This is a genomic window from Streptomyces sp. NPDC042371, from assembly GCF_056437465.1.
Map to the genome: position 1 here is coordinate 536,582 of NZ_JBWKAP010000006.1, position 12,020 is coordinate 548,601.

A 12,020-nucleotide genomic window follows, 5' to 3' on the forward strand; every position below is an offset into this window, starting at 1 on the left:
GGGACCGCGCGGTGAAGCGTTTCGAGCGACTCGAGCAGATCAGGCGCCTCGATCCGGAGCGGGACTTCCTCGAGATCTACCGGCTCACCACGACGTTCGAGTTTCCGTGGGACTATACGCGCGCACTAGAACTCGCGCTCTACCGCACGTACGCGGTGCCCAGCATCGGTCGACTGCTCGCGCAGACAGCAGAACTGACGGGTCGTACGCAGAAGCGGTACGACGACACTGCCCTTCTGCTCGACACCGTCGTGGAACACGGTTTCGCAAGCGATGAGGGCCGCACCGCCATCCGTCGCATCAACCAGATGCACCGCAGCTACGACATCAGCAACGACGACATGCGATACGTGCTGTGCACGTTCGTGGTGGTGCCGAAGCGGTGGATCGACACCTACGGATGGCGCAGGCTCTCACGTCACGAGTCGGCCGCCGCTGCCGTGTACTACCGCACCCTCGGGCGGCACATGGGCATCGCGGAGATTCCGGGCTCCTACGAAGAGTTCGAGAAGTGTCTCGATGACTACGAAGAGGCCAACTTTGGCTGGGACCAAGGGGCTCGTGGCGTGTCCGACGCGACCCTGGACCTGATGGCCTCGTGGTACCCGAGCCCGCTGGCGCCCATGCTGCGAAAGGCGACTGTCGCGCTGCTGGACGAGCCCTTGCTGCGGGCGTTCCGATACGAAGAGCCGGAACCTGTCACCCGCTCGCTGGTTCGGGGCGCGGTGCGGTTGCGGGGGCGCGTGGTGCGCCTCATGCCGCCGCGCCGGACGCCGCACTACGCACGGCAGAATCGGGAGATCAAGGGCTACCCCGACGGGTACGAGGTTGCCGAGCTCGGTTCGTTCCCCGTGCCGGGCGTTCGCGGGTGCCCGGTGCCGCACAAGGGTGGATCAGCGACGACTCCCGTCGAGTGACACCAAGGTGGCCCGCAGCCAGGTGAGTTCGGCCTGGCTCGTCGCGCGCGCGATCGTGAGGATCCCGCGCCGGAAGGGGTCGTCGAGCTCCTCCGCGCTCATGGGGCGGTCGCCGTCGTAGAAGAAGCTGGCCGGCTCCTCTAGGAAGGCTAGGCGCTGCCGCAGCACCCCCGCTTGTGCCCTTGCGTCGTCGAGGTGGCGCAGGAAGGCGAGCAGCGTGAACCAGCGGTTCTCGTCCGTGATGTCCCCCCGTGCCGGTTCCGCGAGCCGCTTGTGCAACTCCTGCCTTCCGGCCGAAGTGAGGGTCAGGACGTGGCGCGGCGCGGCCACGGCGCCGGGCTGAGTCTCCCTGGCCAGCAGGCCGGCCTTCTCGAGTCGTTTGATGGCGGGGTACAGCGTGCTCTCCGCGACAGGGCGCACGTGCCCGGTCAGTGCGGTGATGCGTTTGCGCAGTTCATAGCCGTGCAGGGCGGCGTCGTAGAGGAATCCGAGGATGGCCAGTTCGAGCATGGACTGCATTCTGCCGCATCCGGCCTTCTCGCCCGCTGTACCCCTGATGCGCAATACATCGTTACCGATGTATTGTCTCCGGAGTCCGCTCACGGCGGGCGAGGTGGACGACGTGACGAGGGAACGGGGTAGGCGATGAAGGAGGCGCGGTTCGATGTGCGAGGCAGCCGTGTGCGGTGGACCGAGGCGGACGGGGACGGACCGGCGCGGGTCTACGTTCACGGCCTCGGAGCGGCGTCGACGGTCTACCACGCGCACATAGCCGCCAGGCCCGAACTGGCAGGCAGGCGCTCACTGTTCGTGGATCTTCCCGGACACGGCCTCAGTGACCGGCCCGCCGACTTCGCCTACTCCTTGGAAAGCCACGCCGACGCATTGGCCGCCGTCCTCGACGAGGCTCGGGTGGTCGGGGCGGAGATCGTCGCGCACAGCATGGGCGGCTCCGTGGCCATCGTGCTCGCGCACCGGCGCCCCGAGCTGGTGACCAGGCTGGTCCTCACGGAGGCCAACCTCGATCCGAATCCTCCCGCCACGGCGGGCAGCAGCGGCATCGCCGCCTACACGGAGGAGGACTTCGTCGCCCGTGGGTACGAGCGCGTGCTCGAGGAGATCGGTGCCACCTGGGCGGCCACCATGCGCCTCGCGGACCCTCTGGCACTCCATCGCAGCGCTGCCGGACTCGTCGCGGGAACTCGCCCGACCATGCGTCGATTGCTCATGGAACTTCCCGTCGGCCGCGTCTACTTGCAGGGTGCTTCGAGCGGGGAACTCGCCGGGTACGACGAACTGACGGCTTCAGGAGTGCGCGTGGTGACCGTGCCGGGAGCGGGACACAACGTCATGTTCGACAACCCGGATGCTTTCGGCGCCGCGATCGCCGGTTGCCTCTGACAGGCCGGTCGGACCTGCCCGGCCTGTCGCCTGTCGCCGGGGAGTGGGTTCAGTCCTGGCGTACCGCCAGGGCGAGGAAGCGGGCGTCCTCGTCGACGTACGAGGTCATGCGCCAGCCGGACTCGGCAAGCAGCGGCCCGAGGTTGCCCTCCGCCCGCAGGTCGTCCGGAGTGATCTGCCGCCCCTGACGCGCCGCGAGCGCCGCCCTGCCGATGGGGTGGAAGAGCGCGAGCTGCCCTCCAGGGCGCACGACTCGCCGCAATTCCCTGAGGTTCTCCGCGGGATCGGGCAGATGCGAAATCAGCCCGGCGCCGAACACGGCGTCGACTGACTGCGCGCGCAGCGGCAGATGGGCCACGTCGGCGAGCAGGAGCTGCCCGTCGAAGCCCCTGCCCGCTTGTGTCGCGGCTTCCAGCATGGCCGGTGTCAGGTCGGCGCCGAGAACCACGCCCGAGGGGCCTACGGCCTCCCTGAGCGCCGGCAAAGCCCGCCCCGTCCCGCACCCGGCGTCGAGCACGGCGGAGCCGGCGCTGAGGGCGAGTTCGGCGACGGCGGCCCGGTAGGCGGGCCCGTCATCAGGGAAACGGGTGTCCCAGTCGGCCGCGCGGGCCGTGAAGAACTCTTGGACCTGCGTGTGGTCGTCGCTCATACGACCCATGATCCCGCAAAGTGCCGCACGTGCGTTGGGTGCACTCGTTCGAGCGTGACGCGATCGTTCAGGGTCGTCTCTCTGTCACATTGCAGCAGCTTTCGAAATGCGCCCCCGTCGTGCGCCCTGGGTCGGACTAGCGTCCCGGGGCCATGGGACACCTGGACCACGCCACCTTCGGCTGGCTGACCCCCGTGCTGTCGTACGCGATGGCCTGTATCGGCGCCGCACTCGGTCTGCGCTGCACCGTCCGTGCGCTGGGCACCTCAGGCCGGTCGCGGCGGAACTGGCTGATCACCGCCGCCTCCGCCATCGGCTCCGGAATCTGGACGATGCACTTCGTCGCCATGCTCGGCTTCGGCGTCACCGGCACGGAGATCCGCTACAACGTGCCCCTGACGTTCCTGAGTCTTCTGGTCGCGATGGCCGTCGTCGGCGCGGGCATCTTCGCCGTGGGATACGGCCGCGATCGAGGAAGCGCCCTGGCGCTGGGCGGGCTCACCACAGGGCTCGGCGTCGCAAGCATGCACTACCTCGGCATGGCTGCGCTGCGCCTGCACGGTGAAGTGCGGTACGACCCCGTACTCGTCGGGCTCTCCGTAGTCATCGCGGTCGTCGCGGCGACCGCAGCGCTGTGGGCCGGCCTCAACATCAAGTCACCACTCGCGGTCGTCGTGGCATCCCTGGTCATGGGCGGGGCGGTGACGAGCATGCACTACACCGGAATGCTCGCGGTGAGCGTGCGGGTGACGCCCTCCGATGCCGCCCTGCCCGGAGCCGCCACGATGCAGTTCATCTTTCCCCTCGCAGTCGGCCTCGGTTCCTACCTCTTCCTGACCTCGGCCTTCGTCGCGCTGTCCCCGACCAAGGGAGAGCGCGAGGCCTCCGTTTCGGCCCAGCGACCGGTGGACGGTGTCGCTTCTTAAAGAGGCCCCCGGATACGGCCGGGACACCCCACCCAACCCAACCCAACCGAGCGAGGAGGCCATGGACACCACCCGAAGCACCCCCGAGCCAGCCGCAGGCACCGCACCTTGGCCTCAACCTCCGGAGCAACCGACACGTGGCCGCCGCGCCCACGCGGGCCCGCCGGCCGAAGAACACCCGGACCAGGAGGACAGGTCCGTGGAACTCCCGACGAACAGGGCGTCCACGCACGCGGGGTGGTGGAGGCCCCGTCCACGTACGGTGCGAGCCAAGATCGTGTGTCTGCTGATGGTGCCCGTCGTCTCGCTGCTCGCCCTGTGGGGGTACGCGACCGTCACCACGGCGCAGGACGTGGCACGCCTTCGGCAGGTGCAGCGCGCCGACACCGACGTGCGCGGCCCGATCGAGACGGCCGTCACCGCGCTCCAAGCCGAACGCGCCGCCGCGGTACGCCAGGCGGCCGAACCCGGAGGCGACCGCAGGGATGCGCTGGAGCGGCAGGCGAGAAGGACCGACCGGGCCGTGGCCGCACTGCGTCTGGGTGACAAACAGACCGTCGCCGAAGGAGCAGGGTTCCCCGAAGGGGTGGCCGACCGGCTGGAAGCATTCGTGGCCGGAGCCGAAGAGCTGCGGTCCCTGCGGACCGAAGTGCTGGACCGTCGTACGGGCTGGGACACGGCGTACGGCCAGTACACGAGGACGATCTCCCAGGCCTTTGCAGTAGCTGGTGCCCTGACCGGCCTGCAGGAAGCCGGTCAGGGATCCCACGCGCGCGTGCTGCTCGAATTCTCCAGGGCGGGCGAAATGCTGGCCCGTGAGGACGCCGTGCTTGCCGCGGCCCGGCAGACCGGCGGCCTGGACGGCGAACGGCTCCGGCTGTTCACCGGCGCCGTCGACACCCGCAGGACCCTGACCGAAACAGCGGTCGCGGACTTGCGCGGCCCGGAGCGAGCGGCCTGGCGCGAACTTGAGGACGGAAGTGCATACGGGAACGTTCGCGCAGCCGAGGACAAGGTCCTCGTGGCCCAGCCCGGCCGGAAGGCCCTGGCCGCGGCTTCGGTGACGACCTGGGACGGGGCCTACGCAGCGGTGCGGGACGGCCTCCACGCGATCAAGAAGGGGGCGGACCGAGGCGCTGCGGACCGTGCCGACCCCTTCACGCACGGAGTGCTCACCCCAGCAGGTGCCGCGGTCCTCCTCGGACTGGTCGCCGTCGCCGGCTCACTCGTCATCTCCGTACGCATCGGGCGAGGCCTGGTCGTCGAACTCGTGTGCCTTCGCAACGGAGCCCTTGAAATCGCGCGCCGCAAACTCCCGCACGCCATGCGACGGCTGCGCGCGGGCGAAGAGATCGAGATCCGTGCCGAGGCGCCGCCGGGTCCACCTGCGGAGGACGAGATCGGGCAGGTCACCGAGGCCCTCGGCACGGTCCATCGCGCGGCTTTGCGCGCCGCGATCGAGCGTGCGGAGCTCGCAAGCGGCGTCTCCGGAGTGTTCGTCAATCTGGCGCGGAGGACCCAGGTACTCGTCCACCGTCAGCTCACCCTCCTCGACAGCATGGAGCGCAGGGCCGACGACCCGAACGAGCTCAGCGACCTCTTCCGGCTGGACCATCTGACCACCAGGATGAGGCGCCACGCGGAGAGCCTGATCATCCTCTCCGGAGCCGCGCCCGGCCGCGCCTGGCGGATGCCAGTCTCCCTGACGAATGTCGTGCGCGCGGCAGTCTCCGAAGTCGAGGACTACGCGCGCGTGGAGGTACGACAACTCCCCGCGGCATCGGTCCTGGGAACCGGGGTGGCCGACCTCACCCACCTCTTGGCCGAACTCGTCGAGAACGCCGCCCAGTTCTCGCCTCCACACACCAAAGTGCGGGTCAGCGGCGAGCCGGTGGGCAACGGCTATGCCTTGGAGATCGAGGACCGCGGGCTCGGCATGGGCAAGGAGATGCTCGTCGAGGCCAATCGTCGTGTCGAGCAGTCCGAGGCGCTCGACCTGTTCGACAGCGACCAACTCGGCCTCTTCGTGGTCAGCAGGCTCGCGGCGCACCACGACATCAAGGTGCATCTGCGTACGTCCCCCTATGGAGGGACCACTGCGGTCGTGCTGCTGCCCACAGCCCTCCTGCACAGTGGCACGGCGGAGAGCCAAGACGCCCACAACGGGGAGGCCCGCCCATTGGCGCGTGGTGCTGCCCTGGCCAAGGAGCACGCGCGCGTGCAGGGAGCAACAGGCCAACACATGAATGCCGACGCCATTCCGCACACCTCCTCCCGTCCCGTTCTGGCCGCCGCGGTCGAGCCCCCGCCACTGCCCGGCGTCACCACTTTGCGGTTGCACCACGGCCGGGACGCCGCCGACAATCCGGGCGCACCGCCCACGCACAACGATGCGCTCGACGTCGCGGGCGCCGATGTACAGGACACCTCGCAGGACGGTTCGAGTGCACTACCGCGCCGAGTGCGCCAGGCGAGCCTCGCCCCTCAGCTGCGCGAACCCCACCCCTCGAACGTCGGCGGCGAGGCAGCGGGCGCCGAGCGGGACGAGCGCAGCCCGGAGCAGGTGCGCGACCGGATGACGGCATACCGCAACGGCTGGGCGCGCGGGGGCGGCCGGCTCCCGGGCACCGGCGGCTCGGCCCCCACGCCTTCGGGACCCGTACCGGGCAGCGACAGCATCGAAGGAGACCCTGCATGATCCAGGACCAGAGCATCCCCACCGGACGGACCGGCGAACTCGACTGGCTGCTGGACGACTTGGTGCTGCGCGTCGGCGAGGTGCGGCACGCGGTGGTGCTGTCCAACGACGGACTCCCGGTCGGCGCGTCGACCGCCCTCAGCCGCGAGGACGCCGAGCACCTCGCTGCCGTCGCCTCGGGCTTCCACAGCCTGGCCAAGGGCGCAGGCCGACACTTCGGTGCGGGAGGCGTGCGCCAGACCATGGTCGAGATGGATGACGCCTTCCTGTTCGTGGCGGCCGCGGGCGACGGCTCCTGCCTCGCCGTCCTGACCGCCGTGACGGCCGACATCGGCCTAGTGGCGTACGAGATGGCCCGCATGGTCAAACGGGTGGGTGAGCACCTCAGCGCTCCGGCGCGCTTCGCTGAGCAACCACCGACCGGATGACCGGGGGTCGGTGGTACCCATGACCGAGGACACGAAAGGCGTCTCGGAGCAGCCGGGCAGCCAGTGGTACGACAACGAAGCCGGTCCGCTTGTCCGGCCCTACGCGATGACGGGTGGACGGACCAAGCCGGGACCCCGCGGAGTCCGCTTCGACCTGATCGCCCTCGTGACGCTGGACGACAGTGCTCCGGGGCCCGGTGACAGCACGGCACTCGGCCCCGAACACCGGGCGCTGATCGAACTGTGTCGCGCCGAGACGCAGTCCGTCGCCGAGCTCGCCGCGGGTGCGGATCTGCCCGTAGGCGTGGTCAGGGTGCTCCTCGGCGACCTCCTGGAAATGGGCTGCGTCAAAGTCAGCCGACCCGTGCCGCCCGCACAGCTTCCCGACGAAAAGATTCTCCGAGAGGTGATCGATGGGCTCCGAGCACTCTGACGCCGTGGAGGCCGAGACGACGGCCCTGACGCTGAAGATTCTGGTCGCGGGCGGCTTCGGGGTGGGCAAGACCACCCTGGTGGGCGCGGTGAGCGAGATCCGCCCGCTGCGCACCGAAGAACTGCTGAGCGAGGTGGGCCAGTCGGTGGACGACACCGAGGGGGTCGACCGGAAGACCACGACGACCGTGGCCATGGACTTCGGCCGTATCACCATCCGATCCGGCTTGTCGCTGTACTTGTTCGGCACTCCGGGCCAGGACCGGTTCTGGTTCCTGTGGGACGAGCTGTCACAAGGCGCCCTCGGTGCCGTGGTCCTCGCGGACACCCGGCGGCTCGAGGACTGCTTCCCCGCCGTGGACTACTTCGAGCACCGACGCATCCCGTTCGTCGTGGCGGTCAACTGCTTCGCGAACGCGCGTACGTACGGGGCGCAAGACGTGTCACGAGCCTTGGACCTCGACCGCGGAACGCCCGTGGTGCTGTGCGACGCCCGCGATCGCGATTCGGGGAAGGAGGTGCTGATACGGCTGGTCGAGTACGCCGGGCGGTTCCACACAGCCCGGCTGCTCGACTCCGTCGGATGAGCCATCAGGGGACGAGCAGCGGGCGCATCAGCCGTACCTTGGCGAAGCCGGTGGCCTGGGTTCGTCAGTCGGAGACCCCGGCATACGCCAGCACCTTGTCGATTCGCATGCGGACCAGGAGTTCTCCCGGGACGCCATTGCGTTTGCCGAACTCCTCGGCGCGGTCCTCGCCCATGTAGCGTGCGGCGATCCGACCGGCCCACTGCTGGACCTGGTCGATGTCCTCGCTCAGCTCAGCGTGCCCCTGCAGCACGACGAAGGCGAACGGCGGCTGATCGTCGTCGACGCAGAGGGCCACACGCCTGTCCCGAGCGAGGTTGCGGCCCTTGACGGTTGCACTGCCGGTGTTGAAGACCAGGTCGTCCCCGTCGAGGAGGAACCAGATCGGCGCGATGTGCGGGCTGCCGTCCGCCCGGACGGTCGAGAGCTTGCCGGTACGGGTGCCGTGTGAGACGAAAGCCCGCCATTGGTCATCGGTCATCTTCTGTGCCATGTCCTCATCATGCTTGCCGGGGCGCCGGTCGTGGGGAAGGCTGGCAGGTCAGGTCCTCCAGCCAGGGGGACAGGACACGGGGAGACAGGAACATGGGGCAGAGCATGGGGCTCGGCTGGCTGCTGGATGACCTGACCCAGCGGATGGAACACGTACGACACGCGTTGGTCCTGTCCAACGACGGCCTGGTGACCGGCGCGAGCTCGGACCTGAAGCGCGAGGACGCGGAACATCTGGCCGCGGTCTCGTCGGGGCTGCACAGCCTCGCCAAGGGGTCGGGCCGCCACTTCCACGCAGGGAACGTCCGCCAGACGATGATCGAGTTCGACGACGCGGTTCTCTTCGTCACCGCGGCGGGCGACGGTAGTTGTCTGTGCGTCCTGAGCTCGGCGGAGGCGGATATCGGCCAGGTCGCCTACGAGATGACGCTGCTCGTGAACCGCGTCGGAGAACACCTTGGCGTGGATGCCCGGCAGCCGGAGCGAACCCCGGTCGTGGACCTCTGACCTGCGCTGACGCTGTCACGTCAAGAGTTATCCACAGGCTCAGCGAGGATCGTGGTGGGCGGTCTACGGTTTTTCCCGAGAGCAATCACATCTCACGGGGGAGAACCACCATGACCGGTGACACCATCACGGATGACGTCGGGGCAATGACCGCCCGGCCGACCGTCACACCGAGCTGGGCAGCCAGAGAACTGGGTCTGAAGCGCGGGGAGTTCGACCTAGCCGTGATGCTCGGACGCATCCGCACGGTCGGGGAGACACCGGGCGGGCGGCGCCGCGTCACCCGAGAGGAGATCGACCGCCTGCGCGGGGGCGATGGCTGTGTCGAGGCCTTGCGCGAGGGCGTCAGAGCGGTGGGCACCGCGGAGGGCGCGGAGCTCATGCACATCACCTCGGCTCGCTTCACCCGCCTGGCCCGCGCCGGCTTCCTGACGCCCGTGAAGTTCTACCTCAACCGGTACCGGGCCGTCGTCTGGCTCTATCTCGCCGAGGAGCTGAAGCACTTCGCCGAATCCGAACTTCACGCCGCACTCCTCAAAGGACGCATGCCCGAGACGATGCGGGGGCGGCTCGAAGAAGGCCAGGACCTGCGAGCGCGCAACTGGCGGGGGCGGCACACCGGATTCCTGCTGCGCCAGTCGGAAGACGCATGGGAGCGAGCCGCGGCCATGGCTTCGCTGCTGGGCCCGGTCCAGATCGCGGAGATCGTCAGGGACCCCTACGAACGTGCGTATCTCAACCGGCTCAGGTCCGTGCCCCGCACTAGTCAGGGCGGACCGGACTCACCCGGGGCACACATCGTGGAGAGGATCATGACGGCGGACGATCCCGACGAAATCCGGTGGCTGCGCTCCAGCCTCCTGATCGGTCTCGTTCAGGCCCGCGCGGAACGCCCGGCGCCACGACCGACACCACGTGCCGCCCCTGAACCATCCGCCGCCACGACCGAATGGACGGCGCCAAGCGATGCCGCGGCGGCAGCCACAACCACAGCCCCATCCGCAGCCATGGGCAGGGCTCTGGCTTCCGCACCGGGTTCGGGTTCGGTGCAGGACTCGCGAGGCTTGATGAAGTGGCTGCGCCGACGGAGGACGTAGCCAGTCAGAGCCGCTCGATCCGCGACGGTGCCATTTACATCGTCGCGTCTAGATCCTTGGCGTACTCCTCGATGGCGGGACGGTAGCCCGCGATCTCCGGGTCTTTGGTCGTGGTGACGAGCAGCGTCAGGAGCAGTTCCATGGCGTCGTGTGTCCGGCCGGTGTTGTACAAGGCCATGGCCAGGAACGTCTTGAGCCCGCCGTCGTCGGGGAACTCGGCCGCCCCGTCCCTGAGGGTGGCGACGGCTTCCTCGTAGCGTCCCAGGATCCGGTAGGTGCTGCCCAGCCCCAGAAGTGCCCCGCGGCGGTCGTCGTCCGACAGCCCCGACCCGTCGAGCGCACGCTCGTAGTACGGCACCGCTTCGGCCTCCAGGCCCAGCGTGTCCTGGACCCACGCAGCCTGGTACGCCACCTCCGCATCCAGGGGAAGTTCCGAAGAGAGGGCGACGAGTCGCTCCCTGGCCTCCTCGCGCCGACCTGTCTCGCGAAGCCGCACGGCCTCCGACAACAGCCGATCCCTGTCCTGACCCGAAAGCCCGCTCAATTCCTCGTGCCCTTCAAAACCTGTACCCACACCTGACCCAGTGGCCACGCCTGTGTGCGCATCCGGAACCTTTCCCGAATCCGGAACTTATCCCGAACGGAGACACAGATGCCCGTCGAATACCGCTGTGCGCCTGCCCCGCGGTCGTCAGCCAGCCAGTTCGTCCTCGAGCCATGTACGTCCCCTGGTGCGAGCGGTGAGCCGCACGGTCCCCAGCCGCGAGGCGAGGCGCTCGGCCTCGGTGTGCACCGCGGCCCGCGCATCGGCGCCGACATCGTCGAGGAACCTGCACACGATCTCACCCGCGCTGTCCTGGGCCCAGCCGCCGACAATGCGGCCGTTCCACCAGAGGGACGGGCCGATGTTGCCGTTCCTGTCGAAGAGGCGCGGGCCGTGCTCCCCGAGAAACCAGCCACGGTGCTGCCAGCCCATCGGGGTGGAGTCGAGCGCCGGCAACAGGGCCGCCCAGGGAGCGGGAGGAGGCGTCTCCTCGATGTCGTCGGGAAGCAGCACCCCGGGGGCTCCGTCCAAGTCGACCTCAACGGGATGCAGTTCGGTGAGTGCCCGCTTCGTCTGGGTCTTGGTCCACCCGGCCCACCAGCGCAGATCATCCGCAGTAGCCGGACCAAACGCCCGAAGCCACCGTCGGGCAAGCTCCGTCTCGGCCGCCTGGGTGTTCCAGTCGGTGAGGCCGTCGGGAATCCAGTCCGTCAGCGGCGCCCAGCGGTACTGATGGGAAGTCCACGTGCCACGAGGCCTTGCACGCACCACACGTCCCTCGGCGGCGAGCAGCAGAAGGAGCCGACTGGCCAGCTTCTGCCGCCCCTCGTAGCTCTTGCCGCGCGACATGACCAGCTCGGTGGCCAACCGAGGGTCGTCGCTCGCAAGCTCGGCCGCCGTCGCCTCACCGCGCTTCTTGAGAGCCCGCAGTGCCACGTCCTCCGCCTGCGCGAGCCACGCCTCCACCCCGGCCGCGTCATCCGCCGCACCGGACTCGGCGAGCATCTTCAGGACGAGGCGGCGCTCCCGGGCGGCGACGGCACGAGAGCAGGCCGCTTGCAGCACCGGGGCCACATCCAGGGACGTCACGAAGACCGTGCGCCGCATCCCCATCAGACGGATAAGCGACCGGTCCTCGTACAGCGCGCGCTCCACATCCGCCACGCTGCCGTCCCGCATGCGCGCCCAGGCGCCGACGTAAACGGACGACGGATCCGTGCCGTGCAGTGCCAGCACAGACCGCGCCACCTCGACCGGATCATCCGACTTGGTGTCCGCCGTCAGCCGATGGCGCAGCGCCAGCCGGGCTCTCCGCTCCGCCACATCGATCCGTCGCATCGTG

The 12,020-nt window shown here is 69.1% G+C and carries 14 protein-coding genes; 9 read left to right on the forward strand and 5 right to left on the reverse strand.

The annotated features are described in order from the left end of the window. The first annotated feature begins 11 nt into the window (after positions 1–11). Positions 12–917, forward strand: a complete 906-nt coding sequence (locus AC068B_RS21465; protein WP_478673241.1) for an oxygenase MpaB family protein — start codon at positions 12–14, stop codon at positions 915–917. On the opposite strand, the gene AC068B_RS21470 is transcribed toward AC068B_RS21465, so the two are convergent. Continuing rightward, positions 894–1,427 carry a PadR family transcriptional regulator gene (locus tag AC068B_RS21470; RefSeq protein WP_478673242.1) on the reverse strand — a complete coding sequence of 178 codons (534 nt, stop codon included), beginning with the start codon at positions 1,425–1,427 and terminating at the stop codon, positions 894–896. The two genes, AC068B_RS21465 and AC068B_RS21470, sit on opposite strands and share 24 nt — an antisense overlap. A gap of 135 nt (positions 1,428–1,562) precedes the next feature. Here AC068B_RS21470 and AC068B_RS21475 point away from each other — a divergent pair, with 135 nt between their 5' ends. Then, on the forward strand, positions 1,563–2,318 hold the full coding sequence (locus tag AC068B_RS21475) for an alpha/beta fold hydrolase (protein WP_478673243.1): 756 nt from the start codon (positions 1,563–1,565) through the stop codon (positions 2,316–2,318). 49 nt (positions 2,319–2,367) lie between these two features. Here AC068B_RS21475 and AC068B_RS21480 read toward each other — a convergent pair whose 3' ends face one another. Beyond that, on the reverse strand, positions 2,368–2,967 hold the full coding sequence (locus AC068B_RS21480; RefSeq protein WP_478673244.1) for a class I SAM-dependent methyltransferase: 600 nt from the start codon (positions 2,965–2,967) through the stop codon (positions 2,368–2,370). A gap of 152 nt (positions 2,968–3,119) precedes the next feature. Here AC068B_RS21480 and AC068B_RS21485 point away from each other — a divergent pair, with 152 nt between their 5' ends. The 5 genes from AC068B_RS21485 (at position 3,120) to AC068B_RS21505 (ending at position 8,038) form a co-directional block, all read left to right on the forward strand. Then, positions 3,120–3,893 carry an MHYT domain-containing protein gene (locus AC068B_RS21485; RefSeq protein ID WP_478673245.1) on the forward strand — a complete coding sequence of 258 codons (774 nt, stop codon included), beginning with the start codon at positions 3,120–3,122 and terminating at the stop codon, positions 3,891–3,893. A 61-nt stretch (positions 3,894–3,954) separates the two neighbouring features. Continuing rightward, complete coding sequence (locus tag AC068B_RS21490; protein WP_478673246.1) at positions 3,955–6,591, forward strand: sensor histidine kinase; 2,637 nt, start codon at positions 3,955–3,957, stop codon at positions 6,589–6,591. Further along, the gene (locus tag AC068B_RS21495; RefSeq protein ID WP_478673247.1) at positions 6,588–7,019 is read left to right on the forward strand and encodes a roadblock/LC7 domain-containing protein; all 432 of its coding nucleotides are present in this window, start codon (positions 6,588–6,590) and stop codon (positions 7,017–7,019) included. Before AC068B_RS21490 ends, AC068B_RS21495 begins: the two co-directional genes overlap by 4 nt. A 19-nt stretch (positions 7,020–7,038) precedes the next feature. Further along, positions 7,039–7,452 carry a DUF742 domain-containing protein gene (locus AC068B_RS21500; protein ID WP_478673248.1) on the forward strand — a complete coding sequence of 138 codons (414 nt, stop codon included), beginning with the start codon at positions 7,039–7,041 and terminating at the stop codon, positions 7,450–7,452. Next, positions 7,433–8,038, forward strand: a complete 606-nt coding sequence (locus AC068B_RS21505; RefSeq protein ID WP_478673249.1) for a GTP-binding protein — start codon at positions 7,433–7,435, stop codon at positions 8,036–8,038. The genes AC068B_RS21500 and AC068B_RS21505 overlap by 20 nt, the downstream gene beginning before the upstream one ends. 64 nt (positions 8,039–8,102) lie before the next feature. Here the strand turns inward: AC068B_RS21505 and AC068B_RS21510 are convergent, their stop codons facing one another. After that, positions 8,103–8,531 carry a PPOX class F420-dependent oxidoreductase gene (locus AC068B_RS21510; protein ID WP_478673250.1) on the reverse strand — a complete coding sequence of 143 codons (429 nt, stop codon included), beginning with the start codon at positions 8,529–8,531 and terminating at the stop codon, positions 8,103–8,105. A 92-nt stretch (positions 8,532–8,623) separates the two neighbouring features. Between AC068B_RS21510 and AC068B_RS21515 the strand changes: the two genes are divergently transcribed. Both AC068B_RS21515 and AC068B_RS21520 read left to right on the forward strand, forming a co-directional pair. Beyond that, entirely contained in the window at positions 8,624–9,037 is a 414-nt protein-coding gene (locus AC068B_RS21515) for a roadblock/LC7 domain-containing protein (RefSeq protein WP_356252812.1), read from the forward strand. 110 nt (positions 9,038–9,147) lie between these two features. Beyond that, on the forward strand, positions 9,148–10,134 hold the full coding sequence (locus tag AC068B_RS21520) for a DUF6397 family protein (RefSeq protein ID WP_478673251.1): 987 nt from the start codon (positions 9,148–9,150) through the stop codon (positions 10,132–10,134). A gap of 34 nt (positions 10,135–10,168) precedes the next feature. Here AC068B_RS21520 and AC068B_RS21525 read toward each other — a convergent pair whose 3' ends face one another. Together AC068B_RS21525 and AC068B_RS21530 are read right to left on the reverse strand one after the other, a co-directional pair. Beyond that, positions 10,169–10,678, reverse strand: a complete 510-nt coding sequence (locus tag AC068B_RS21525) for a tetratricopeptide repeat protein (protein WP_478673252.1) — start codon at positions 10,676–10,678, stop codon at positions 10,169–10,171. A 147-nt stretch (positions 10,679–10,825) separates the two neighbouring features. Then, complete coding sequence (locus AC068B_RS21530; RefSeq protein ID WP_478673253.1) at positions 10,826–12,016, reverse strand: winged helix DNA-binding domain-containing protein; 1,191 nt, start codon at positions 12,014–12,016, stop codon at positions 10,826–10,828. Between the last annotated feature and the right edge of the window lie 4 nt (positions 12,017–12,020).